The organism is Stenotrophomonas sp. FR024, from assembly GCF_047500745.2.
Lineage (GTDB): Bacteria > Pseudomonadota > Gammaproteobacteria > Xanthomonadales > Xanthomonadaceae > Stenotrophomonas > Stenotrophomonas maltophilia_A.
In genome coordinates this window covers 222,108-246,052 of record NZ_JAXAXM020000003.1, presented here as the reverse complement: position 1 = coordinate 246,052, position 23,945 = coordinate 222,108, and the positions used below count along the sequence as shown (strand labels likewise).

The 23,945-nt window shown below is 62.6% G+C and carries 26 protein-coding genes; 11 read left to right on the top strand and 15 right to left on the bottom strand.

The window, feature by feature from the left end:
• Positions 1–22 precede the first annotated feature (22 nt).
• Both cml and ACMZ91_RS05205 read right to left on the bottom strand, forming a co-directional pair.
• The gene (cml, locus tag ACMZ91_RS05210; protein ID WP_414576887.1) at positions 23–1,210 is read right to left on the bottom strand and encodes a CmlA/FloR family chloramphenicol efflux MFS transporter; all 1,188 of its coding nucleotides are present in this window, start codon (positions 1,208–1,210) and stop codon (positions 23–25) included.
• A gap of 198 nt (positions 1,211–1,408) precedes the next feature.
• Complete coding sequence (locus ACMZ91_RS05205; RefSeq protein ID WP_414576885.1) at positions 1,409–2,314, bottom strand: LysR family transcriptional regulator; 906 nt, start codon at positions 2,312–2,314, stop codon at positions 1,409–1,411.
• Positions 2,315–2,421: 107 nt separating this feature from the next.
• Here ACMZ91_RS05205 and ACMZ91_RS05200 point away from each other — a divergent pair, with 107 nt between their 5' ends.
• Positions 2,422–3,912, top strand: a complete 1,491-nt coding sequence (locus ACMZ91_RS05200; RefSeq protein ID WP_414576883.1) for an MFS transporter — start codon at positions 2,422–2,424, stop codon at positions 3,910–3,912.
• A gap of 85 nt (positions 3,913–3,997) precedes the next feature.
• Here ACMZ91_RS05200 and ACMZ91_RS05195 read toward each other — a convergent pair whose 3' ends face one another.
• Complete coding sequence (locus ACMZ91_RS05195; RefSeq protein WP_005419568.1) at positions 3,998–4,450, bottom strand: PA2169 family four-helix-bundle protein; 453 nt, start codon at positions 4,448–4,450, stop codon at positions 3,998–4,000.
• Between the two features lie 554 nt (positions 4,451–5,004).
• Between ACMZ91_RS05195 and ACMZ91_RS05190 the strand changes: the two genes are divergently transcribed.
• Together ACMZ91_RS05190 and ACMZ91_RS05185 are read left to right on the top strand one after the other, a co-directional pair.
• Entirely contained in the window at positions 5,005–7,839 is a 2,835-nt protein-coding gene (locus ACMZ91_RS05190; RefSeq protein ID WP_032128574.1) for a TonB-dependent receptor, read from the top strand.
• A 258-nt stretch (positions 7,840–8,097) separates the two neighbouring features.
• A complete protein-coding gene (locus ACMZ91_RS05185; RefSeq protein ID WP_414576880.1) occupies positions 8,098–9,126 on the top strand; it encodes an IclR family transcriptional regulator in 1,029 nt (342 codons plus the stop codon).
• Between the two features lie 8 nt (positions 9,127–9,134).
• On the opposite strand, the gene ACMZ91_RS05180 is transcribed toward ACMZ91_RS05185, so the two are convergent.
• Positions 9,135–10,028: a DMT family transporter gene (locus ACMZ91_RS05180; protein WP_121504315.1), complete on the bottom strand. Its 894-nt coding sequence runs from the start codon at positions 10,026–10,028 to the stop codon at positions 9,135–9,137.
• Between the two features lie 65 nt (positions 10,029–10,093).
• Between ACMZ91_RS05180 and ACMZ91_RS05175 the strand changes: the two genes are divergently transcribed.
• Positions 10,094–10,897 (top strand): AraC family transcriptional regulator, encoded by an 804-nt coding sequence (locus tag ACMZ91_RS05175; protein ID WP_414576878.1) that lies wholly within the window; start codon positions 10,094–10,096, stop codon positions 10,895–10,897.
• 7 nt (positions 10,898–10,904) lie between these two features.
• On the opposite strand, the gene ACMZ91_RS05170 is transcribed toward ACMZ91_RS05175, so the two are convergent.
• Complete coding sequence (locus ACMZ91_RS05170) at positions 10,905–11,321, bottom strand: hypothetical protein (RefSeq protein ID WP_049423734.1); 417 nt, start codon at positions 11,319–11,321, stop codon at positions 10,905–10,907.
• Positions 11,322–11,448: 127 nt separating this feature from the next.
• Between ACMZ91_RS05170 and ACMZ91_RS05165 the strand changes: the two genes are divergently transcribed.
• Complete coding sequence (locus ACMZ91_RS05165; protein WP_414576877.1) at positions 11,449–12,090, top strand: glutathione S-transferase family protein; 642 nt, start codon at positions 11,449–11,451, stop codon at positions 12,088–12,090.
• 21 nt (positions 12,091–12,111) lie between these two features.
• Here ACMZ91_RS05165 and ACMZ91_RS05160 read toward each other — a convergent pair whose 3' ends face one another.
• Positions 12,112–12,519 carry a hypothetical protein gene (locus ACMZ91_RS05160; RefSeq protein ID WP_414576875.1) on the bottom strand — a complete coding sequence of 136 codons (408 nt, stop codon included), beginning with the start codon at positions 12,517–12,519 and terminating at the stop codon, positions 12,112–12,114.
• Positions 12,520–12,568: 49 nt separating this feature from the next.
• Positions 12,569–12,988 carry an H-NS histone family protein gene (locus ACMZ91_RS05155; protein WP_049423730.1) on the bottom strand — a complete coding sequence of 140 codons (420 nt, stop codon included), beginning with the start codon at positions 12,986–12,988 and terminating at the stop codon, positions 12,569–12,571.
• A 118-nt stretch (positions 12,989–13,106) separates the two neighbouring features.
• Between ACMZ91_RS05155 and ACMZ91_RS05150 the strand changes: the two genes are divergently transcribed.
• On the top strand, positions 13,107–13,499 hold the full coding sequence (locus tag ACMZ91_RS05150) for a DoxX family protein (protein WP_032128569.1): 393 nt from the start codon (positions 13,107–13,109) through the stop codon (positions 13,497–13,499).
• 24 nt (positions 13,500–13,523) lie between these two features.
• On the opposite strand, the gene ACMZ91_RS05145 is transcribed toward ACMZ91_RS05150, so the two are convergent.
• Both ACMZ91_RS05145 and ACMZ91_RS05140 read right to left on the bottom strand, forming a co-directional pair.
• The gene (locus ACMZ91_RS05145; RefSeq protein ID WP_414576873.1) at positions 13,524–14,210 is read right to left on the bottom strand and encodes a hypothetical protein; all 687 of its coding nucleotides are present in this window, start codon (positions 14,208–14,210) and stop codon (positions 13,524–13,526) included.
• 60 nt (positions 14,211–14,270) lie between these two features.
• Positions 14,271–14,918: a hypothetical protein gene (locus ACMZ91_RS05140; protein ID WP_414576871.1), complete on the bottom strand. Its 648-nt coding sequence runs from the start codon at positions 14,916–14,918 to the stop codon at positions 14,271–14,273.
• 369 nt (positions 14,919–15,287) lie between these two features.
• On the opposite strand from ACMZ91_RS05140, the gene ACMZ91_RS05135 reads away from it, so the two are divergent.
• Positions 15,288–15,884: a hypothetical protein gene (locus ACMZ91_RS05135; RefSeq protein ID WP_139727731.1), complete on the top strand. Its 597-nt coding sequence runs from the start codon at positions 15,288–15,290 to the stop codon at positions 15,882–15,884.
• 43 nt (positions 15,885–15,927) lie between these two features.
• Here the strand turns inward: ACMZ91_RS05135 and ACMZ91_RS05130 are convergent, their stop codons facing one another.
• The 3 genes from ACMZ91_RS05130 to ACMZ91_RS05120 form a co-directional block, all read right to left on the bottom strand.
• On the bottom strand, positions 15,928–16,962 hold the full coding sequence (locus tag ACMZ91_RS05130) for a YagK/YfjJ domain-containing protein (protein ID WP_414576869.1): 1,035 nt from the start codon (positions 16,960–16,962) through the stop codon (positions 15,928–15,930).
• A gap of 213 nt (positions 16,963–17,175) precedes the next feature.
• A complete protein-coding gene (locus tag ACMZ91_RS05125) occupies positions 17,176–17,403 on the bottom strand; it encodes a helix-turn-helix transcriptional regulator (protein WP_139727734.1) in 228 nt (75 codons plus the stop codon).
• Between the two features lie 429 nt (positions 17,404–17,832).
• Positions 17,833–18,057, bottom strand: coding sequence for a DUF4224 domain-containing protein (locus ACMZ91_RS05120; RefSeq protein WP_049423717.1), 225 nt, complete (start codon positions 18,055–18,057; stop codon positions 17,833–17,835).
• 280 nt (positions 18,058–18,337) lie between these two features.
• Between ACMZ91_RS05120 and ACMZ91_RS05115 the strand changes: the two genes are divergently transcribed.
• Together ACMZ91_RS05115 and ACMZ91_RS05110 are read left to right on the top strand one after the other, a co-directional pair.
• The gene (locus ACMZ91_RS05115) at positions 18,338–18,700 is read left to right on the top strand and encodes a hypothetical protein (protein WP_414576864.1); all 363 of its coding nucleotides are present in this window, start codon (positions 18,338–18,340) and stop codon (positions 18,698–18,700) included.
• Positions 18,701–18,720: 20 nt separating this feature from the next.
• The gene (locus tag ACMZ91_RS05110; RefSeq protein WP_414576862.1) at positions 18,721–19,011 is read left to right on the top strand and encodes an excisionase family DNA-binding protein; all 291 of its coding nucleotides are present in this window, start codon (positions 18,721–18,723) and stop codon (positions 19,009–19,011) included.
• A gap of 59 nt (positions 19,012–19,070) precedes the next feature.
• Here the strand turns inward: ACMZ91_RS05110 and ACMZ91_RS05105 are convergent, their stop codons facing one another.
• Entirely contained in the window at positions 19,071–19,574 is a 504-nt protein-coding gene (locus ACMZ91_RS05105) for a hypothetical protein (RefSeq protein ID WP_414576861.1), read from the bottom strand.
• A gap of 145 nt (positions 19,575–19,719) precedes the next feature.
• Positions 19,720–20,334, bottom strand: a complete 615-nt coding sequence (locus tag ACMZ91_RS05100) for a hypothetical protein (RefSeq protein ID WP_414576859.1) — start codon at positions 20,332–20,334, stop codon at positions 19,720–19,722.
• A gap of 63 nt (positions 20,335–20,397) precedes the next feature.
• On the opposite strand from ACMZ91_RS05100, the gene ACMZ91_RS05095 reads away from it, so the two are divergent.
• Entirely contained in the window at positions 20,398–20,682 is a 285-nt protein-coding gene (locus ACMZ91_RS05095; RefSeq protein WP_414576857.1) for a hypothetical protein, read from the top strand.
• 848 nt (positions 20,683–21,530) lie between these two features.
• Here the strand turns inward: ACMZ91_RS05095 and ACMZ91_RS05090 are convergent.
• Positions 21,531–22,010: a hypothetical protein gene (locus ACMZ91_RS05090; RefSeq protein ID WP_414576855.1), complete on the bottom strand. Its 480-nt coding sequence runs from the start codon at positions 22,008–22,010 to the stop codon at positions 21,531–21,533.
• Positions 22,011–23,104: 1,094 nt separating this feature from the next.
• On the opposite strand from ACMZ91_RS05090, the gene ACMZ91_RS05085 reads away from it, so the two are divergent.
• Positions 23,105–23,944 carry a DNA adenine methylase gene (locus ACMZ91_RS05085; protein ID WP_414576853.1) on the top strand — a complete coding sequence of 280 codons (840 nt, stop codon included), beginning with the start codon at positions 23,105–23,107 and terminating at the stop codon, positions 23,942–23,944.
• Position 23,945: the final 1 nt, after the last annotated feature.

Here is a 23,945-nt window from a genome sequence, read left to right as displayed (position 1 = left end):
CTTTTTTGCCCGCCACCCAGCGTTATGCGCGATGCCGCAGCGCGGCGGCACCTGCCAGGCTGGCAAGTGGCAACAGCAACCCATAGGCCACCAGCGGCCACACGGTATCGCCGGGCAGCACGAGGGTAACCAGCGTGCCGATGCCTGCCACGATCAGGCTCTGCACGGCGTAGTACAGGGCCACCGCCGTACCTGACGCATCGGCGAAATCACGCAGCGCGCCGCTTGCAGCCACCGAAACCACCATCACCAGCCCCACCGCGATGCCCCACATGGGCAGCACCACTCCGACGAACGAGGGAGGCCACGCTGCGGCCAACGCCATCAGCAGTACGCCGGCCACCATCACCCACAGGCCACGCAGGAAGGTACCGCGCGCGTTCCAGCGGGCAATGCACACGTTCGCCATCCGCGCCGTGACGATCATCACCAGCGCCACCGTGGCGAAGGCCAGGCTGAACGACAGCGGCGAGTACTGCATGCGCCCGACCAGCAGCCGGGGCGCGACCGAGAAGAACACGAAGAACGTGCCCATGCCCGCACTGAAGCCCAGCGTATAGACCCAGAACGCGCCGCTGCCGAGGATGCGTCGTAGCGCGGGTCGCGACGCGTCCCGGCACTGCGGGCGGGTTTCCTGCCAATGCCGTACCGCGCGCATGCCGGCGATCATGCCCAGTACCCCGAGCAGAACGAAGATCGCGCGCCAGCCGAAGGCGCCTGCCAGCAGCGCGCCGAGGATCGGTCCCAGCGCCGGCACGAAGGCCAGCATCGAGGCAAACAGCCCGTACAGCGACGCGCCTTCGGCTGTATCAGCATACACATCACGCACCGTGGCAAAGGTCGCCACCAGTGCCGCCGACGCCCCCACCGCCTGTACGGTTCGCCAGGCCAGGAATGCCGCGCCACTGCTGGACATGGCCAGCGCGAACGACGAAAGCGCGAACAGCAACGCCCCCAGCAACAGGACCGGCCGCCGCCCGATGCGGTCGGACAACGGGCCGAACAGCAACTGGCCGAGGCCAAGTACCAGCAGGTAGATGCTCAATGTGAGCTGCACCAGCGTCGGTGATGTCTGCAATGCCTGCGGCATCACCGGCACCACAGGAAGATAGATGTCCATGGCCAGCGAGGCCAGGAGGTCGAACGGCGCCATCAGCACAATGGCCGATGGCAGCGGGTGGGCCCAACGCGGGGCCTGTCGATTGAACATGGGGAGTCTCCGCCCAGAGTGAATCCGGCGGTGATCCATCCAATTCGCGTGCATCGCAGGGATGATCACCGCAACAACGTCTGCATCGTTGTTGCGGCTCAGCGAACTGTCTGCGGACCGTTCCCGTTGTTCATGGTGTCCATCGAATGCGACTGCAGGTGGCACCAGTGTAGCAATCGTCCACCTGCCGCGCGGCGCTCAGGCCAGGGGCAACATGTCGATGCGCCTGCACGGTGTCTCCTTCACCTGCTCGATCAGCCGCCGCACCACTGGCGAAGTCTCTGCCCGTCGGTACTGCACAGCGATGGTCGAGACGATGGTGGGGCCCGCCAGTGGCAGATAGATCATTCCGGGCAGCACCAGCGTGCGTTGCAGTACCGATGGCACGATCGCCACCGAACCAACGCCGACCGACACCTCGGCCAACACCGCCGCCAGATGCCCGGGCTGGGAACGGATACGTGGAATGAACCCGCCGCGGCGCCCGACTTCCATTGCGCCCACCGGCTGCTCCGGCATGACGAAACCCTCCCGGGCCAATGACGCCGGCTGCACCGGCGACCGGGCCTGCGCCAGCGGATGGGTTTCCGGCAGCGCCACGCAGAACTGGTCTTCGACCAGGGTGTGTTCGCCGAAACTGTCGGGTACATCCATCGGAGGCCGGCAGAACACCACATCCACCCGTCCTTCCTGCAGCAGCTGCGGGAGCTCGCCCATCGGCCATTCGCTCACCTGCAGTTCCACGCCCGGGTAGCGGCTGCGGAACCGCCTGAGCTGATCCTGCAATGCTCCGGCATACAGCGCCGAGCCGACGTAGCCAATCTCGATCTTGCCGATCTCCCCCCGCCCGGCGCGCCGGCCCATGGTTTCGGCCTGTTCGAACCGGCGCAGCACATCACGGGCTTCGGCCAAGAACACCTCGCCTGCCGAGGTCAGCAGCACCTCGCGCCGGCCGCGGTCGAACAGGCGCGTGCCGAGCCGACGCTCGATGTCCTGGATCTGCACGCTCAGCGTGGGAGTGGCAATTCCCAAGCGCAGGGCCGCACGACCGAAGTGCAGCTCCTCGGCCAGGGTGACGAAGTACTCCAGGTGACGGCGTTCCATGGGCGGCATTTCGTTAGGCTCAAGCTAACGTAACCAGAAAACGCCGAGAATGAAACAAACACCGATCATTGATGGAATGGCCGTCCTCCCCTTCCTGCGAGTGACCGGTGCCGCCCTCTCATTCCCCTTCGCCTGCACGGCACACGCTGCCTGACGCGGTCCTGCTGGTGGCCTCGCTGGGCTGCACGATGACCGTGCTGGAGACCAATGCCGTCGCGGTCGCACTGCCCAGCATCGCGCGTGACCTGCACGCCGGATTCGCCGATATCGAGTGGGTGATCAGTGCCTACATCCTGTCCTTCACCTCACTGCTGCTGCCCGCCGGCGCTGTCGCCGACCGCTACGGCCGCCGCCGGGTGCTGCTGATCGGCATCAGCCTGTTCGCCCTCACCTCTCTGCTCTGTGCACTGGCGCCAGGTGCCACCCTGCTCTACCTGGCGCGGGCACTGCAGGGCATTGGTGCTGCCTTTCTGCTGGCACCCTCGCTGTCGATCATCGGCCACACGTACCACGAGGGGGCTGCCAAAGACACCGCATGGGCGTTCTGGGGCACAGCCATGGGCGTGATGATGGTGCTCTCACCGCTGATCGGCGGCCTGTTGTCCGCGCTCTGGGGCTGGCGCGCGGTGTTCATCGCGATCCTGCCGTTCCTGGCCCTGCTCGGCTACGGCACGCTGCGCTGGATACCCGAGTCGTCCGACAGCGTGGTCCGCCCGCTCGATCCGCCCGGCATCATCACGTTCAGCGTTGCCATCTTCGGCATCGTGTTCTTCCTGGTGGAAGGACTGGCAGAAGGATGGACATCGGCTCCGGCGCTGATTGGGCTGGGCCTGGCCGTCATCATGGCTGTTGCCTTCGTCATCGTTGAACGGGCACGGTCACATCCCATGGTCGATCTCGGGCTGCTGGCCAGTCCGCGTTTCGTCGGCGCACTCATTGCCATGGTCGGCTATTCGGTCAGCGCACAGGTGATGGCATCAATGCTGCCGCAGTACCTGCAGAACGGCATCGGCCTGAGCGTACTGGCTGCCGGTGCTGGCATGCTGCCGTTCGCTGCGGCGATGCTGCTGTTTCCCAGCGTGGGCCGGCGGCTCGGTCGCCATCTGACCAGTCCGGCGGTGCTGGCGATCGGGCTGTCGGTCACCGCCGCGGGCAATGCCGTGGCCGGACTGGCCGCGTGGCAGCACCTGCCGTGGCTGGCACTCGTCGCAATGGTGGTGATCGGTGCCGGCGGCGGCATCCTCAATGGCGAGACATCCAAAGCCATCATCGGCGCGGCACCGCGCGAGCGCGCCGGCATGGCCTCCGGCATCAGCGCGACCACGCGCTTTGTCGGCATCCTGCTCGGATTCACCGTACTGTCCAGTGCCTTGAGCCTGGGCATCCGCAGCGCACTGTCCGCGGCGGTTCCCGCCCGCAACGTACTGCCCATGGCCGATGCGATCGCTACCGGCACCTTCGCCGATGCGCGCACCGCCGCCTTCGCACAGGCGATCTACAGCCATGGGTTTTCCAGTGCACTGTGGACGTCGGCCATCGCCGCGCTGCTGGCCAGCCTTGCGGTGTTGCTGCTGGGCCGTAGCCCCATGCAGCAATGATGCTGCGGCGTTGGTTGCTGAGATGGCCGGGGCAGCCACGCTGCCCCGACCGTGGCGGCCCCGGGGAGAAGGCCGCCGATGATCGTCAGGCCGCCTTCATGGCGTGCTTGCGAGCACGCATCACGTTATGGCACTCCTGCACTTCAGGCAGAAGCTGGGTGACTTCCTGGCGCACGGCCGGCGGCAGTTCGTTGTCCTTCAGCACGTCCTTGAACGCGCCAAGCAGCCGGTCTTCGGACTCTTCCAGCTCGGCCACGTAACCATAGTTGGTGTCGCCGAATGCAGCGCGGACCTTGCCATAGAACTGCTGCATCGAACCGACCACAGTGCCGTGCTCGGCCGGCTTGCCACCGCTGGCAGCAACGGAGCCACTCAGTGCGGCGACGATGCGGCCCTTGACGCCGGCAATACGAGTAAACAGGGCCGACAGTTCGGCATCCTTCACCTTGGTCGCAGCTTCCTCGTAGAACGACTTTCCGTCGCGGGCGATCTCGATCAGGTCGTTGAGGCGGTGTTCGATGGTGGACTGGGTGCTCATGGAATCGCTCCTGTGTGCTCGATGGTCTATGGAGAATGACAGCGCGAGTGCGTTGCCTTCGGGACCACTGTGGAGGTTTGAATGTGCCGATTGGGTGAGTACGAATTGATGCATGCATCACCACCCTCAACGCGCCCTGACTCCTTCATCCCGTCGCATTTCCGCGTTCACGGTACCTGAGCAGAACGCCGACGATTCACCATGGCGCGATGACGATGATCAGCGTCACCAACAGTGCGATGGCAAGCACCAGCAACAGCACATGCCACTGCTTCCACGTGGGTCTTGGTTTGCCGGGGATATTCATCGGATGTCTCCTGGAGTCTGTCATCAGCCCGCAGCCAGACTGAAGCAGAGCACCCTTGGTGCGCGTCGCGGTTTCGTGCATGGCCTGTGCATGAACGCTGTATCCGGCGCGCGACGATAACGCGTCCATAACGTAATCGAGTTGTAAACGGAGTGTTAGGTTCCTTCCGATTCCGCACAGCGGGATTTCAGATCGGTTTCCACGCAGCGATGCGGAAACCCATTCAACTGGATTTGGAGAGAGCCAAATGCACTACAAGTACACCCTGCTTTCCCTGGCAGTGGGCACGGCCTTGGCCGCTGCCTGGTCACCGGCCGCGCATGCGCAGGATGACAGCGATAAAACACCGAAGAACCTCGATCGCATCCAGGTTACCGGTTCGGCCATCCGCAGCGTGGATATCGAAACGCAGCAGCCGATCATCGCCATCACCCGCGCGATGATCGAGCAGCAGGGCTTCACCACCATCGCCGACCTGCTGCAGAACCTGACCTCCACCGGCGCGCCGACCATTTCGCGTGCGCGCGCGTTGGCGTCCGGCGAGAACGTTGGCGGCTACTACGTCAACATCCGCAATCTGGGTGCCACGCGCACCCTGGTTCTGGTCAACGGCAAGCGGCTCGGCGCCACCACCAGCGGCCTGCAGGATCTCAGCCAGATTCCGATGAGCGCGGTGGAACGCATCGACGTGCTGAAGGACGGCGCCTCCTCGCTGTACGGCTCGGATGCAATCGCTGGCGTGGTCAACATCATCACCCGCAAGAACTACGAAGGCCTGGAAGTGTCCATGCAGCACGGGCAGTTCAGCCAGGGCGATGGCAAGGACAGCACGTTCTCGCTGGTCACCGGCGCACGCGGCGAGCGCGGCGGTTACACGCTCGCACTGGAATATCAGAAGTCAGACCCGGTGTTTGCCCGCGACCGCGAGTTCTCCCGGTACGGCGGCGCCGGCCCCAACTACCCGGGCGCGGACTGGAGCAACATCAGCCAGAACGGTTCCTGGTGCGACCCGGCGCTCTACAAGTGCAATACCGGTGATGCCGTATTCAAGACCCTCAATCGTGGCGGCGATCCGAAGAACCCGAACGACTACCACCCGATCACGCCGGCCGAGTTCGCCAACGGCAACGACCAGATGCACCTGCAGACCGGCATCGAGCGCCGCTCGCTGTTCCTGAGCACGGACTATGCGCTGACCGACCAGATCAAGTTCACTGCCGACATCGGCTACAACGAGCGCACCACCGACCAGCAGATCGCGGGCTACCCGTACCAGTCGACCAAGTTCGGCACGCCGCTGGACGCGGCCAGCGTATTCAACCCGCTCGACCACGGCATCGCGTTCAATCGCCGCCTGTGGGAAGTGCCGCGCACGACCGAAAGCAAGCTGAAGTCGCTGCGGGTTGCACCCAGTCTGTCCGGCTACTTCGAGCTGGGGACCAAGACGTACGACTGGGAAGTCGGCGCGTTGTTCAACCGCAATGAAGTTACAAAAACGGGCCGTGGCGACATGAGCCTGATCGCTTCCCGGCAGGCATTGGGGCCCTCCTACCTCGATGCCAACGGTGTGGCCCGGTGTGGCACGGCGGCATCGCCGGTCTCGGGTTGCCTGGCCTGGAATCCTTTGCTGCCGTTCGGGGTCGCGGGGGCTGGCTCTCTCTCCGATCCCGAACTGCAGCGCTTCTTGTTCCCGACGTTCAACGATACCGGCATCACCAAGACCCGCAGTTACTTCGCCAACATCTCCGGCCCGGTGATCGAACTGCCTGCCGGTGACCTGTCCGTCGCCCTGGGGTATCAGTACCGCAAGGAAGAAGGCCGCTTCGTGCCCGATGCCTTCGCCCAGTCGCGCCAGAGCACTGCACTGGGCGCATCCACCACCGCCGGTGACTACAGCCTCAACGAGTTCTTCGCCGAAGTGAACGTGCCGATCCTGCGCGACCTGCCGTTCGCCAAGGAACTGACCGTGAACCTGGCTACGCGCTACTCCGACTACAGCAACTTCGGCAGCACCACCAATTCCAAGGCGAGCTTCGCCTGGCGTCCGATCGAAGAGCTCATGATCCGTGGCACCTTCGCCGAAGGCTTCCGCGCACCGAGCATCTCCGATCTGTATGGCGGCCTGGGCACCAGCTTCGAAACCTATGTCGACCCGTGCGGCATCGGCGCCACCAACAGCGTCAACGGCAATGCCGCCTGCAACGCCGCCGGCGTCCCGCTGGGCTACCAGCAGCTGAACCAGAGCCTGAAGCCCTGCGCCAGCTATCCGTGCGCCACGCCTGACGAGTTCACCACCGGCTCCGATCCGAAGCTGCGCCCGGAAGAGTCCAAGAGCAAGACCGTGGGCGTGGTCTGGAGCCCGCGCTGGGTGGACGGGCTGGACATCAACCTCGACTGGTACAGCTACAAGATCACCAACATGATCATCCAGGACAGCGTCGATCGCATCCTGCGTGACTGCTACGTGCTCGGCAACGCTTCGCGTTGTGGCAGCGTCAAGCGCGCTGGCGATGGCCACATCACCAGCATGTTCTACGGTCTGGCCAATCTGGGCTCTATGGAAACCGAAGGCTGGGACCTGGGTATCCGCTACCGCCTGCCCGAGTTCTCGTTCGGCCGCTTCACCATCGACCTGCAGAACAGCTATGTCTCCAAGTACGACGAGGAGAACCAGAACTCGGCCGGCGATACGATCATGATGGGCCGGATCGGCCAGCCGGGAATTTCCCGCCTGCGCTCGAACCTGGGTGTGAACTGGCAGCTCGGCAACTTCAGTACGCAGTACACCGTGCGCTACTACTCCGGCATGGTTGAAAACTGCGTACCGAACCGTCCGTGCACCCTGCCCGACCGCTACGCCTACGGTGAGCCGGATGCCCTGCGCAAGGTCGGTTCCAATGCCTTCCACGATATCCAGGTCAGCTACAAGCTGCCGTGGGACGGCACCGTGGCGCTGGGTTCGAACAACGTGTTCAACCACCAGGGCCCGATCATGTTCTCCAAGCCGTCCAGCTCCTTCCCCTATTACGGCGGCTTCGATATCGGCCGCACCGTGTACGTGAAGTACTCGCAGCGCTTCTGACGGGCAGGTCCGTGCTCGTGGCCGGCGGAAGGGGAGTCCGCCGGCCACGATGCACACCGCCTCCACCCAATCTCCATCGTTTTTCGACGGAATCTCCAAGGTTCCCGGCAACACTTGATGTCATGACGGCTAAGGAGCAGGACCGCATGGATCGCCACGCGCCCCGACACTGCACACCCGTCTCCAGGTTCACCACTGAATGTGACGGTGTGGCCGGGTTCCGATCTTCCGGACATGCCGCCGCAAGGGAAGTACGAGATGACGACGGCAGTTCGCACCGGCCTGACCGACCTGGTCGCTGACGCGCAGCGGTACCTGCGCAGGATTCTCCCCGGGCTCGCCTCGGCAGTGCATCCACTTGCTTCATTGCATGCCATTCCCCACGCGATGGCATCGCGCTACCACCTCGCCGGGCTGATGCTGTACGGGGAAACCCCCGCCATGCTCGCCGTGGCCCGCGAGCCGAGCGAATCCAGCACCCGCGTGATCCAGGATGTGCGCTGCCTGCGCTCTGCAGCGAATGCACTGGTGCTGTACGTCTCGCCCTATCTCACGCCGACCCAGCGCCGCTTCCTGGTCGAGAACCACATCGACTTCGTGGTCCCGCACACCCAGTTGTTCGCGCCGAGCCTGGCCATTGAGTTCCGCGACGACCCCGATCATGAGAAGAAAGCCATCTCGCTGCTGCCTTCGGCGCAGGCCGTACTGATCCACGTACTGCTGAGCGGCCAGTCGCGCTGGTGGTCGCCGCGCGAGATCAGTGCCGTCGCCGGCTACACCTCGATGACGGCGTCGCGCCTGTCTGCCGAACTGGTCGGTCGCGGCCTGGTTGAACGCTCCACCGGGGGCCGCGAGCGCTTCCTGAAGCTGGCCGGCAACCGCGACGAGGTCTGGGCCAGGGCACAGCCGTTCCTGCGTTCCCCCATCCTGAAGGAAGTGGATGTCTGCTGGGGCCCGACCGCCGAGGCACTCCGCGATGCGGGGCATCCGGCGCCGACGGCCGGCCTCGATGCGCTTGCTGAAACGTCACCGCCCCCGATCGGTGGCACCCGCGCACTGCACATCGATGCGTGGCGGTTGCTGGGCGCACTTCCCATGCCCGGCCCGGACTGCCTCCAGAGCGCACGGCTGCAGATCTGGGCCTATCCGCCGGCATTCACCAGTATTGGCGATGTGGTGGACCCGCTTTCGCTGTATCTCAGTCTGCAGGGCAAACGCGGCCATGATGCAGACGCGCTGCAACAGCGGGTGGAACAGGCGCTGAGCGGAGACACGTATCCCGCATGACCGAAGCCCTATGCGGGCTGCTCGCTCGGCACTGCGGCGGCGCGCCTGGCGCTGTACTCAGCGAACACCACGCCGGACACCGCCAGCAGGCCACCGCCCAGTACCCAGCCACTGAGCGATTCTCCCAGCAGCAGTACAGCCAGCGCGGCGGTCACGATCGGCACCAGGTTGAAGAAGCCAGAGACGCGCGCAGCGCCCAGGCGTGACAGTCCGGTCATCCAGGTCAGCGGCGCCAGGATCGAAGCGCACACGGCGGCGAAGCCGATGCAGCCGACCGCCGTGAGGTTATTCACCCCGGTGCCGACCAGCAGCTGTACCGGCAACAGGATCAGCGATGCAGCGGTGGCCTGCAGGAACAGCGACTCCAGCACCGACAGCGGAATCTTCCAGCGCTGCATCAGCACGTTGTAGGCGGCGAAGGCCAATGCGCCGATCAGCATGATCGCGTCTCCTCGGTTCAGGCCCTGCGCCGCCAGCCGTGCCAGGTCGCCCTGCGAGACCACCGCCACCACGCCGACGGTGGAGATCACCGCGCCAAGAATGGAAGTGCCTCGCACCGGATGGCCCATGAACACGCGCGACAGCGCCAGCGCGATCAACGGAATCAGCGCCTGGATCACCCCCATGTTGGTGGCCGAGGTGAAGTGCGCCGCATAGTAGGCCAGGCACTGGTACATCACCCCACCCAGGCAGCCCAGCACCAGGAAGCGCCCGAGATTGGCGCGCACGGTCGGCAGGTTTTCGCGCAGACGTGGCAGCGCCAACGGCAGCAGGACCACCGCCGCGACCAGCCAGCGGAAGAAGCCGATGTCGATGGGACCGACCGAGCCCGAAGCAAGCTTGGTAACGATGGTGTTCGCGCCCCACAGCAGGCAGGCGAGGATCGGGAAAAGATAGTTCACGGAACGCGGGTGTACGTGGGGGATTGCCCAGCGTACGCTTGGCGCATATCGAGGACATCCCGAAAATGCGCCACACCGACCCCGGCTTGCGGCAACCGATGGAGCCAATCCCCACCTTCCGCCAGCTGCCCGGTCCGATCTACTTCCGGCAGGGTGCGATGGAGCCCACGGACTGGGGCACGCACAGCCATCCGTGGGGCCAGTTCAACTTCGTCGCGCAGGGTGTGATGGAGATGAAGATCGACGGCGAATGGATGGTGTCCCCGCCGCACTACGCGATCTGGATTCCACCGGGAATGGCCCACTACTCGCGCAACCGCTCGCAGCTGGCCTACCGCTCGGCCTATCTGTCGCCGGCCTTGTCACGCCGCTTGCCTGATCGCTGCCGTGCACTGGAAGTCAGCCCGCTGCTGCGCGAGCTGCTGCACGAACTGGCACGGCAGGGTGTGACCGATCCGCAGACCCCGGCCCAGCGGCGTATGGCCGCCGCGGTCATCGACCAGATCGTCAATGCGGCCGTTCTGCCCAGCTTCCTGCCGATCGCCAGCAGCGATGCACTGAAGCAGGTGATGGCGTACATGGAGAAACACCTGTCGGTGGCCGAATCGATTGCCGAAATCGCGCAGCGGCACCATATGAGCGTGCGCAAGCTGGAGCGCATGGCACGCAGCGAGCTGGGCATGTCGCTCGGCGACTGGCGTGGACGGGTGAAGTTCGTGCGCGCCACCGAGGCGCTGTGCACCCGCCGGCCGATCAGCCGGATCGCCGAGGAGCTGGGCTATTCCGGCGTCAGCGCCTTCGCCGAGATGTTCAAGCGGCACGCGCAGTGCACGCCGGATCAGTACCGGAAGCTGCATCGGGTGGGGTGAGGGCGGCCTAGAGAGCGATCAGCAGGTCCGCAAGCAGCCTCGGCAGGAACAAGGCGGCCAGAACGCAGGCGAACAGGATGAGAATGACCTTTGCCGTCAATGGGCGACGGCGGGGATTGCTGAAATAGAGGTGCAGATCGCGCAGTTCATCTTCCAGTCCCCTCCGCACGCCTGCGTTCTGTGTACCGGGTTCGAGCAGCTGGCGCTCAAGCGCCTTCAGGCGCTTCATCAGCTCACGCGGCGGTGTAGCCCGCAGGATCAGCTGATTGAGCTCCTGAAGCCGGCGCGCCTGCGGCATCAGCGCTGCCACGAGATCATCCGGCGGAAGCTGTGAGACCCATCGCTGGGCGTCCGCATCCATCTCAGCCTGCAGCACATCGCGTTGCTGCTGCAGTTCGGCCAGGGAAGTGCGGCGCTGCCACATGAGGAGGCACAGGTGTGGTGGGTGGCGGGCAGTGTATCGCCCGCCGTCCCGGGAAGGGTGTCGATTTCCCGCCCCGTCGTTCGTCGGAACAGGAAAGGCAGGCCCTTCGACCTGCAGGAGTGCCACGATGTGCCCGATCCTCACCGCCTTCGCCACTTCCCCGGACCGCGGCCAGGGCCTGGCCCGTGACATGCGCGTGCGCTGGGCGCTGGAGGAGCTGGGCGTGCCCTATGACGTGCAGCTGCTCGGCTTTGCCGAGCTGAAGCAGCCCGCGCACCTGGCCCGCAACCCCTTCGGGCAGATCCCCACCTGGCAGGACGGCGGCCAGGTCCTGTTCGAATCCGGCGCGATCGTGCTGCACCTGGCCGAGCAGCATGCCGGCCTGCTTCCTGCTGATCCAGATGCACGCATGCGCGCGATCATGTGGGTGTTCGCTGCATTGAATACGGTGGAGCCGCCCATCGTCGAGCGCTCGATGGCCTGGGTGCTGGAGCACGAGCAGCCCTGGTATGCGCAGCGTCTGCCAATGCTCGATGAGCGCGTGCGTATGCGGCTGGCGCAGCTGTCCGCCTGGTTGGGATCGGCGTTGTGGCTGGAGGGCGAGTTCAGCGCCGGCGACCTGATGATGGTTTCGGTGCTGCTGCGCCTGAAGAGCAGCGGCCTCCTCGATGAGTACCCGCAGGTGGTCGCCTATGTGGGCCGTGCAACGCAGCGCCCCGCCTACCAGCGTGCGTTTGCTGCGCAGCTGGCGGTGTTCCAGAACGCCTGACGCTACGCCCGTGGGCAGGCTTCAGTGCAGACTGCGCCGACATGCGGCCTGCACCAGCATCAGCTGCGCCACCAGGATCAGCATCGCGCAACCTGACAGCAGCCACGGGTCGATATACCACTGCGCGTTGAAGCCGAAATCTCCGGCGGAAATGCGCTTCCAGCCGTTGAAGTGCTGCATCGCCGCGACCACGAACGCGAAGCCGCCTGCGGTGTACGACAACCAGGGCACGATGAGACCGCCCGGTCGTGCAAACAGCGTCAGCACACCCAGCACGCCGATGACCGTGCGCTGCACGCGGCAGTACGGGCAGACATAGGCCATCCCGCTCCATTCCACCGCCCAGGCCAGCAGGCTGACCAGCACCGCCGCGCCTGCCGCGATGTAGAGGGCTCTGGATGAGATCGTCATGCTGCCATCGTGCGCCATCCCGTGTTCCTTCGTTCAAAGACCCCGGCAGGGTAGCAGCGCGGCAGGTTCAATCCTTCTTGAAAACCGTGCGCTTGCCGATCGGGCTGCTCTTGCGCGCCGTCGGCCGGGCCAGGCCGGGAATCAGGAAGTCGGTCACCTTGTGGCCCTTCTGCACCTTGGACGCCAGCCAGCGCGGCATGCGCCCGCGGCCGGACCAGGTCAGGCGCTTGTACTCCGGGTCACGGTACTTGGCAGCCACTTTCCCGGTTCTGCGCCGTGCCGGTTTCCGGCGGGGAGCGGCCTCTTCGTTCACCTCTCCGCCGAACAGCTCTTCGAGGGTATACCCCGCTTCTGCTGCTGCGGCCTTCAACATCCGCCGTACCGCACTGGCCGGACGGCGGCTGGAAATCAGCTGTTTCCGCTGTTCAGCGGCAACCACCAAGGCGCCCAGCTCCCGAAGGCTGAGCGATTCAATATCAATCGTCATGGGAGAAAGGTCTCCTGCGGACGGCCAGCTGTCAAGGCGCCTTGCCCTTGGCGTAGACACGGGCTTCACTGCCGGTGGGCTCCGATCGCCTTCGCCGGCCATCTCCGAGGACACCGACGTGAGCCACTCATCCCATTCGCTCGCTTACCTGCTTGCACGCATCCTGCTGATGGCGCTGTTCCTCATCTCCGGCCTGGGCAAGCTCGGTGATCTCAGCGGCACCCAGGGCTACATGGAAGCGATGGGCGTGCCCGGCATCCTGCTCTGGCCCACCATCGCCTTCGAGATCGGCAGCGGACTGTGCATCCTGTTCGGCTTCCAGACCCGGCTGGTGTCGATCGTGCTGGTGGGTTTCAGCCTGGTCACCGCTTTCATCTTCCATCACAACTTCGCCGACCAGACCCAACAGATCATGTTCCTGAAGAACCTGGGGCTGGCCGGTGGCTTCCTGCTGCTGGCCTGCACCGGGGCCGGGCGGTACAGCATTGATGGCAGGGGGCGGCGCGGGTAAGCGCCGATCGGCGCCCCCCACGCGCTAGCGCCGAAGCTCAGCCTCCGGCGCCAATGTGTGGATCACCTTGCCCTGCGCATCGAGGAACTCGATCGCACCGTAGCCTTCCGCAGTGACAGTCAGGCGCAGTCGCGTGCGGTCTGCCTTGTCGTTCAAGGCGATGGCCGGCGTGCCGTCAGGCCCGACCACCAGACCGATGCGGGTCGGTGCTTGCACCCCAGGAATCAGCTTGTTGCCCAGCGCAGGCTCGCGGATCAGCTTCGGCGCCTGGTTGATCGAAAAACTCACCGCACCATCGGGTGATACCCGCCAGCCGATCGCATCCATCGCCGGATGGTCCAGCGCAAGCACCGCCATGCCGCCGTCGACTTCGGCGGTGCCGAAGCCACCGCGTTCGCTGCCTTGGTCGTCGTACAGCACCATGCCGGCCACATTGAAGGCGCGCTTGTACTGCAGGCCATCGATGATCGGTGCCGGTGTCTTTCCGGACAGCGTCATGCGGATCACCCCCGTGTCATCGACGATATCGATGCGCCGTGCGGTGATTCGCTCGTGGTCCGGTGTTGCTACGCGCGTCTGCGGTGCCTTGTCGACGATCAGGCGTTGCAGGGTGTCAACCGACGGGCGCTTGGGTGAGTCGGATGGCTCGGCAGCGGCAGGCAGTGCCGCAAGGGTAGTCAGGGCGACGAACATACGGGCACTGCGCTTCATGCGGGCTCCTTGTCGTACGGATCGGCGGAAGCCGCATCATGCCACCCTTGCAGCGCCCTCTCATGAGGGAGGCGGATTTTCCGGCAGCTGGAGCCCCTGTGCCAGGGCGAATGCACGTGACGCGCGCCAGTACGCCTCAGGCGGCCTCTGCAGTTCGGGCCGGCTCCAGTAGTCATTGATGTGCAGCACGCTCATCACGTCGACCCATGCAGCGCGCGCATCGTGGACGCACATGCGCCAGCGATGATGCGGCGGAAAGTACGCGTAGTACTCAAGCGCCTGCCGCTGTGCCTGCTCTTCGTCAATCCCTGCCTGATGGATCAACGTCCACGCATGCATATGGCGCGCGTGCGCAAGCGCACCGAGATACTCATCCTCATCCAGCAAGGGAATCGGCTCGCCGCGCGCCAGGCACAGCGCGTCCGATTCGGTGTCGTACTCCAGCGACGGCTGCAACAGTTCCGGGTTCTGGTGCCAGTACCCTTCGCCCAGCACATGCAGCATCGCCCAATGCCAGGGCTCGTCGTGGAAGAGCAGTTCGTGCTCGTATTCGTGGCCGGCGGTCTGGTCCGGATAGCGTTCGCGTGCCTGTTCGATTGCCAGCGCTTCGGGAATCTGGCCGTAGCGCGCCAGGCACCAGGCGAACAGATGCCGGCTGTCTTCGATTTCAGTGGTGAAGTCTTCCACCGGGGCGCGGGTGTCGGGCATGTTCGATCCTTGCGTGTGGATCAGATGTTGCCTTGAAGGCAGACCAGCAGCTGTTCATGCATGCTGGGTTGGTGGCCCACCAGCAACCACAAAGAAAGTACAAGTGATTGATTTGATTATTATTCAATCTACTTTTATCTACTTTAGACTCACAAAGCGACTCACTAAAGCAACTGGTATGCTCCCCGGTCCGCCTACAGGCCGCCTCCTCGGATCCCCCTCCAGATAGTGCCTACTCACCTAGGATCATTTGTGGACTTGCCAGATTTTGACCCGGAAGCGCCTCCGCCCTGGAGCTCGGCAGGAACGTTCGCAACTGACAGAGAGCGGCCTTGGCTGTATGACTGTATCAGGAGGGCTGGCTTTGACATGGAGGTTGAGTTCAGCCTTCGGGTGCTGCCACTGAATCGGGTAGGCACCTACGCAGAAGTCTGGAACGATCTGCTCGACCGGGTTGAGGAGGATCGACACCTTGCGACGAAGTTGGACAACGAGATCCAACTGCTGAGATCCATGAATGTGGTGCCTGAGGTTCACGAGCTGATTGAAGCGGCGATGCTGTTCCTTCTCGAGGCCCAGATTGCTCACGATGCCCACGATGCTGGCCGCGCTTGGGCCGCGCTTGTGAGGTGTAACTACTACCTCGGGACCTGCAGCTCGCACGCGACCCAGCTTGAGCTGACTGCTCTGGGCGGGCGGATCACTGGCAGTCGAATCGTGCCATTGAGGAACATGGTAGTGGAGATGCTGAAGGCGATGCCCGACAACTCCCGTGCCACAAAGCAAGATCTGTGGGCGGAGATCCTGCCGGCCATGCAGAAGTTCGGGAAGGATCATCAGGCTAGAAGCACCAACCCGCGCCAGCTACTGCAGCGTTGGACCAACCATGACCCGGCGGTCCATCCCCAGTTCGCGCGAGTAGTAGAGGGAAGCCTCAACACTCGGGCCCGTCGCAAGGTTCGTTAAGAGCAGAAAGGGAGGGGAATATCCCCCCTCCCCCTCATTTCGACTATATCCTGGGCCTCCCGAGCTTTTTGAGCGAGTCGCCCCCAGCCTGTCCCTTGCCAAAGGTCCGGCCCAAGCCAGGCTCGCTTAGGCGGACGTAGTAATCCGCCTTGGTCAGGTAGAGCAGGCTGTACTCAAGCCGCCGCCGCTTGGCCTCATCATCGTACTCAACCATCCCTATGCCTAGGGAATTGGTTCGTTCATAGAACTCCTTCCGGGCATTGCAGTTCCAATAGCTCCCATCGGAATGCGTCACTTCGTCCTGCCAGAACTCACCAATCGCCTGCGCAATCCGCACATCCTGGCGAACCAGATGCCCATTGAGGAATGCCATCAGGTGAACGTGGTAGGACTTGCTCGGTCCGAACTCCAACTTCCAGACGTACCCTACCAAGGCTGGGTAGCTTCGGCGCAGCTTGCGCAAGCAAGTGGCCAAGTCGCGCTTGATACGCACGGGATCCACGTTACGACCTGACAGCAGTTCGCGATGGGCTGCGCTGTAACCTACGTCCAAACGAACGACGCAGAGACGAGAGTGCTGCCGATACAGGGCCTGCAGGTAGTCCAAGGCTGCCTTGGCATTCTTCCGGGCACTGCGCTCCTGTGTGGCCACCAATTGAGTGAATTCGCTGCTCCGCGCGATCGCTCGGATGCGTTCGACCCATGCGTTTGCCTCTGCCACGTCCGGGCTCACGCCTTCGATAGCATCCGCTCGGTGGCTAAGGAATTCTTCCGCCAGCAGCTCAAAGTAGGGGCTCAGCTTCTGCTTGGAGAAATGACTCTTTATGCCTCCATAGTCCATGTTGACGCACTGGCGGAGAGCCCGCGCGACCGGGTGTACAGCCGTCCGTGTCAGTCCAACAACACGGCGGCTCCAGAACATTTCAGCCTTTGACTTCACAAGAGCGCGCATCACTCGATCAACCTGCACGATCTGTGCTGGGTAGTCTTTCGAGGGACGGACGATCCAGGCACTACCCTCGTGCTCAATCATCCGGTCAGCCCATTGGCCGACGATGTTCTCTTCCTTCTTGTACATATCTCTCCGTCGCGGCCGAATGGCCGCCCAGATAGGGAGAGAGGTAGGAGCGGACCGACTCCACTCATGCATTGGAGACTCGCGTCCAATGGCAAAGATATAAGTTCCGGAACTGCCCCTGCCCTTCCCACCCTTTAATTGATGGGTCGGTGCGCCTCCTACCCCCAAGGTTTCCTGGGGTAGGACGGCGATTGAGTCCTGTCGAGTTGGTGACTAGACGGGGCTCGCGCCGCGCTCAGCAATGCGGAGCTTGATCCAGTCTTCGATCTCACTTTCGACCCAGGCCACCGAGCCCGGGCCGATGCGAACGGGTCGCGGGAAGCTCGGGTCGAAGCGCTTGTTGGAGTGCTGCAGCGACGCATAGATCGTGGAACGACCTTTACCGGTCCGGCGCTCCACCTCCTGCCGGCGAATGAAGCGGATGTTCTGAGCAGAGTCCATGTGGTTGTCACCTCGTTGCGGAAGGGACACCCAAGGTATGAACGGTTTCAGCAAGTGTCGATTACTTAAGCTACCTAGGTACGTTAACTATCCAATGACTACGTACCCCAACTCGTGCGGCCTGCGTCCGAGTTGGTTCTGCCTGCAGGGGAAGTTGGTTCCGTTGGAACGATTGGGCTTCGGTGGGACGCCTGCTCCCGAGGCGGTGCAGGCGTCCTGGGAACAGTGGTCAGCGCGGCAAATGGGCGCTAAGCACGCCTGCCATGAAGACGACGGCGAAGGCGGCCAGGTACTCAAGGGGGGAATTGGATCGTTCGATGAACACGATAGGCTCCTAGTCAGTAGGGTGCCGGCATTGCGCCGGCATAGAGGAGAGGCTGATGCCCCTCCCTATCGTGTTATGGGTTTGAAATTCGTTTGCTTGGCCGATCAGCCAGGACGTGGTCCGGCCTTGTTCGGCCACCAGGGGACGGCTTTGACGGCCGGCGTCGGCTCGACAATGCCCACTGCGGCCCGCAGTACCACCGGCCATCCGTGCCCATCGATGTAGTGCCGGATACCGTTCTGGCGCAGGAACTGCAGCTGACGAGCTTTCTGGGGCGTCCGCGTCAGCGCCTTGATCTCATCCTTGGTGAGGCAGAGCTTTTCAGACATTTCAGACATCCTTGCTGGAATGCCAAGCAGGCCTAGGCGCGTCGAGTCGTTCTGGCGCCCCCACTGCCTTACGAAGCACTATCACCCGGTTGTATTGGTCGACCTGATGGGGAATTCGGTTCTGGCAGAAAAAGGCCAATTGCCTAGCCCTGAGCGGGGTCCGAGTGATCTCTTCGACTTCAGCGCGCGACAGCACATCCCCAGTCATCGAATGCCCCCAAATGGCCAGTGCCGATCATGCCCCAGGGCGCTACTCTCGGCTACAGACCAAGGAGAAGCCATGGACGAGTTACCAGCCGCACTGCCGCTTGAGCAGGAGATCGCCCTACTGAGGCAGCAGCTGACCACCCTCCGGATCGACCTTTCTGGCAAGGACTGGCTGACGGCGGAAGAGGCGGCGCACTACTGCGGCGTATCAGTTAGCCAGTTCAATGCGAGGGCGCATGAATACGACCTCCATCCACGCAAATTCATGGGCAAGAAGCTCTACGAGAAGTCTGCCCTCTATCAGGCAATCTACGGCGCGAAGGCTTGGACGCGTCCATCCACAACCTCCGCACCAACCCTAGCTGCGACCTCCCCTGAGATGAAGGAGGCGCTTGCCCGGCTACGGCGCTATGACGATCGCAAGGGGAAACGCTAGTGCAACCTCCCGGCAAGCTGATGACCGTTGCAGAAGCGGCTGAGCAAAGCGCGTGCTCTGCCAAGACGATACGCAGAGCCATTGATGGCGGGCAGCTCGCCGCTGTGAGACTCGGGCAAAGCGCCAAGTCGGATCGCATCCATAGAGAAGACTTGGAGGCTTGGTGGAACCAATGCCGCCTGCGACCTGTAGCAGCTCCAAGAATATCTATGCGTGATATTCCCCCGCCACCACTCGATACGGCGGAGGCGAGACTCGAGAAGAGGCTGGGAATCGGTGCTAACGGCAAGATGGCCCCCCGCCGACGCTAAGCAAAGAGGGGCTGCAACGCCAGGGAGGTCCGGCAATCGCCCCCCGCGTGAACGGGGGATCAGATTCGAGCTCGGGACAGCTGCTCTTTACCTGCCCTGACCCAGGCCTTCATGGGATCCCTCGCCCTTGGCTTGGTCTCCTTCGGCGGTCGACGTGGTTCCAGCGCTTCCTTGATCCGCTCGACCTCCTTCGCTCCTGCCTCGGCCAGGCGCCGAGCCTGTTGCTGCTGCTCACGGGTCGGCGGCAGGCCGGGCAGCGGGGGCTCCGGCTGGATCGGGGTGCTGTCGGTCAGCCGGGCAACCGCTTGGCGCAGGGGCAGATCGGGGTAGAGCCTGGCCGCACACCAGCGCTCGGCGTACCGCTTCGCCTGCCGAACGTTGGCCGCGCGCACTTCCTTCACCTCCCACATCTTCTGGCCTTCCATCCATAGCCGGACCCCGGGACCCCCGTCGGGCGTGACGCTAGCCGTCTCGCGGCCGTTGTACCAAAGCGCCCAGCGCTCACCGGTCTGGACCCAGCCAGAAGGGATCGGAGTGGTGCGGAAGCCGTGGGAGTACTGCATGGCCGGAAGGATACGGCCGGCGGTCGCAAAGGCTGCGACAAGGGATCGCTCACCGGCTGAACCGTTCGGGATCACGCTCCGGCCACGGCCGGCAGGGCTACCCTCCGGCCATGTGCGGCCGATTCTTCCAGCACTCCGCCCCAGATCAGATCGCCCCTAGGTCTTTGACTACGGCCTGCCCCTTCTGCAGGAAGCCAGCCAGCAGTCGGCCGCCCGCCACCTGCCGGCCCATCTGTTCGTTGAGGTAGCTGGCTTGCAGCCGTGCATGGGATACCAGGTCGGCTTGGACCATGCTCGGAGTCACAGCCTTGAGCGGTTCGCCTGGCGACGCGAGCTGCCCCCCGATCGGCTGCACCCGGGTCGGGCTCTGACTGTCGTTCTTGGCATACGCCGTGGCCACCATCCTGCCGTCCTTCGGCGACCAGCCCCCAAGCACCAACTCGGTCCCGAGCTGTTCGAGCGGAAGACCCGCCTCGACTGCCGCCTTCTCGTAGTTCGGCCACAACTGGTCAACGACTAGACCCAGCTCGGCGGTGAGTTGCTCCATCGTGAAGTCCGAGCGGAAGCTGGCCTGCAGGGCCAACTCGTAGATGCGGAGGAAGAACTGGGCGGAGCCACGCGTGGCCAGCACCAGGTTGTGCTGAGGGATCAGCAGCAATTTTGCGCCTGCCGAATGAGCACCCGTGCGGGCATCCTCGGCCAAGGTATCCACCGCAACGACGAGATGGTCACGAGTAAGGAGGACGTTGAGGATGCTCATTGGACAAGTCCGTTGGCCTGCGCAGACTATGGATTGCTCCTTCGCACCTGTCCATCATCCACTATGACGACAACAACAGAGAACATCCTTGAGCGCCTGCTGGCGTGCGAGGCACAACTTGAGGCACAGCGTGGCTATTTGAAAGCGCTGGAATATGGCCTTCGAGCAACTGTGATCTCCCATCCCGATCCAAGCGAGTTGTCTCGCACCTGGGGCGCGTTGCTTCCAGGAATTGCGGAGAAGCACACCGATGATGGCGGCCCGGTATTCGCAGCCGCCATCGCACAGGCATTGATGTTGTTGACCGAGCAAATCGATGAAGCATCGAGGAATCTTGACCGCAGCTGATCTAGTTCCTAATCGCTAGTGATCCTACTCCGTCTTAGTACCAGGCCCCTTAGGCACCGTAAGGTCGTAAGCAATGCACGCGGCTTGCATGATTCCCAACGCTGCGTACCTCTTTTCGTCAGGCTCAGTGATGTTGGACGCTGTAGGAAGCTGTATGCGGATGGTCTCAGCGATCTTGGCCCTCTCCGAGACTGTAGAGCTACCGCTGAATCCCGTGTCCTCCAAGGCCTTTCCCGCCAATCCAGCCGCCCCAGCCATCCCACTTAGGCCCGCGATTGCACCTGCATGCTTAGCCGCGTTTGCGGCGGTGAGTGCGGGCGCTATGACAGAACCAGCGATTAGACCAGCACCGTAGACCCAGAGCGACGTTCTGCGCTGCCGGACCGCCCGAGCTTCCATTGTCTCCAACTGCGCCTTGCAGTGCTTGAGCACATCTGCGGTGGCTTCATCCAAGAGCTTCGCACGATCTTCCTGCGTGATGGACTTGTCCCTCGGCACACCCAAAGAACGGAACTGAACACCTTCAGTGGTCGCGCAACCCGCGCATAGAGCCACGGCAACCACTATCAAGCCTGGTAGCTTCATATGATCCCCCTGTGGAAACAGACGGCGTTGCACCGCCTGCGAGCACTTTTTTACCACACAGAGAAAGCCTCTACAAAAAGCAGGCTCCGCCGCAACAGCGAGCCGGGTTCGACCTTAATCATGGCCTCCGGATGTCAATAAAAGGCTGTCTAGGCGAACGCCGCATGGCTTCCAAGTCTCGGAGAGACACCGCCCATCACTCCTCAGCGATGGGAATCGACCTAGACCACCTGTGCAGAAAAGCAACTTCGCTTCTACTTGCTCTAGAGCAACCGCCTTCCGCCGTTAGGAGCATCAGGAGCATTCTCATAAGCATCGCCAATCACTTCCTCAATGGCGTACTGAACGGTCACCCCGCTCCTCTGAACACCCGCCCCGGTGTTCTGATTAACAGTCTTCTGAACTTCGCTCTCCTCGGGCTCCGCCTTAGGATTCTGTCCGACAGCCTGGTCAGTGACGCCTTCCGTCCCATCGATGGCCTTAATCTCCGACTCTTCAACAGACGAATCGACCTCGGTTGTGTTGGCGTTTCCTGGGCTACCAGTATCAGAGCTAGTATCGGCATCCGTATCGGTATCGGTGTCGGTGTCCGTGTCCGTGTCCGTGTCCGTGTCCGTGTCCGTGTCCGTGTCGCCAGTGTTCTGCGAACACGTATTCAATGGCGTGACATCTTGCTCAATCCCAAGCCCTTTTGGATTCTCTTCCTCCCCAACCATTTGTGCATCCTCAGATACTGCGTTCATCGATATCTCCTAGCTCATTTGGTTAGCGGATTAGGCGCTAATCCCATCCCTTCGGCAAGAAGTGGGAGCAACAGGACTTGGCGAATCTTCAGACAATTCACCGCATCAGAAAAATCCACCAGTCAGGGCTACATATAGGCGCAAGCCATTGTTTTGTAAGGCCAGATTCAGATCAACTCCTTCTTCATCTGCTTCCAGCCTCAGCTCGGCATCGGCCATCAGTCCGCGAGAGTGTCAGGATTGCCCTGACTGGCAGCCACACACGGGCTCTGAGAGGGTTAGGCACACTCGGACAACGATGCGTTCGGAGCCGTACTGAACATCCTGAACATCTTTGACTTATTTGACTTAGAAGCGCCTGTATGGCTGCCCATTTCCCTGTCGCTGCTCTCCTCCGTTCTCGTCGGAGGGATGTACCTCCATGCACAGCTTGAGCTTCACGATCAACGCGCTTGCACAGGGCTCGAGGCACTTCAGAACGACTCCTACGCGCTTGAGAGGAGACTGTCCCAATGCCTGAAGGAAGGGCGCACGTTCCCCGCCAGGTGAGCTATCCCCTTGAACAAGCCGATCCTTCAGTTCCGCGACCTGCAGGAACTCTGCCAGCCAGGCAAGAAGCCTAGGCTTGCCACTGTGGCTCGATGGGCTAACGGGTGTGGTATCCGCTTCCGGTATGACGGAAGCGGGGGGGATCTGGACGACTATGGACGCGCTCAATGAAGCGCTCGGCCTAGCCGGAGCAACGCCACATCTTGAGCCCTACGATCCTGATGACTTCTGACGGGGCCATGGCGCCTGCTGGTCGAGAGCCCCCCGACGAGGGGGATGATGGGCGACCAAAGTTGGGGAAATGGCGTGAGGTGCCATTGGACACCCATGCCACCGCAGCTCTAGCCCTGCCCGACTCACTGGCGAGCGTCCACAAGGACACCGTGAGCGACTGGTTCAGGGATGATGCGACTGCAGCAGGCGTTGGAGCCTTTAACCAACTCCGCTATTAAAAGCCGGTTGAGCTATCGCGGGGACGCTAGAGATCGCCTCTCCCAAGGAGGCGCTAGGTTATCATTGCTGCACAAGAAGAATCGGCGTCCAAGATGTCAGCACTCCACACCTCCAGCGCCAACAGCGACCGCAAGCCCCTCGTGCCGTTTCTGAAATGGCCCGGGGGCAAACGCTGGTTTATACGTAACCACTTATCTGAGCTTCCCACAAGTTTTAACCGCTATTTCGAACCATTCATGGGTTCGGCGTCGGTTTTCTTCGCACTTCAGCCTCAAGAAGCAATTCTCAGCGATCAGAATGCAGAGCTCGTTAACCTCTTCAACCAAATGAAAACGAGGCACAAGCAACTGTACAAGGCGCTTAGCGATCATGCCAAGGCCCACTCTGAACTGCACTATTACTTGGTTCGAAGTACTGTCCCCACCGATGCCCTAAGCAGAGCTGCCCGAACTCTTTACCTTAACAGGTCATGCTTCAACGGTATCTACCGTGTGAACATGCAGGGTGAGTTCAATGTACCCAAAGGCTCAAAGGAGAGCGTGCTTCTCGAAACAGACGATTTCTCCGCAATTGCCCAAGCTTTGCGTGCAGCGAAAGTCGTGCGTGCTGATTTCGAAAAAATCATTGCTGAAGCAGCGGAGGGCGATTTGATCTTCGCCGATCCACCTTATACGGTTCAACATAACAATAACGGCTTTGTCAAATACAACGAAAAACTCTTCTCTTGGAGTGATCAAGAGCGACTTGCCCTCAGCCTGCGCCAAGCTCGCGAGAGAGGCGCTCACGTCGTTGCCACAAATGCGAACCACTCATCAGTTGTGAAGCTTTTCAACGATCACGGCTTCAAGACTACGCCGCTCTCCCGATTTAGTTCTATCTCGGGAAACGGCGCATCTCGAAAACAGTACGAAGAAATAGTGATCAAGGACTAGT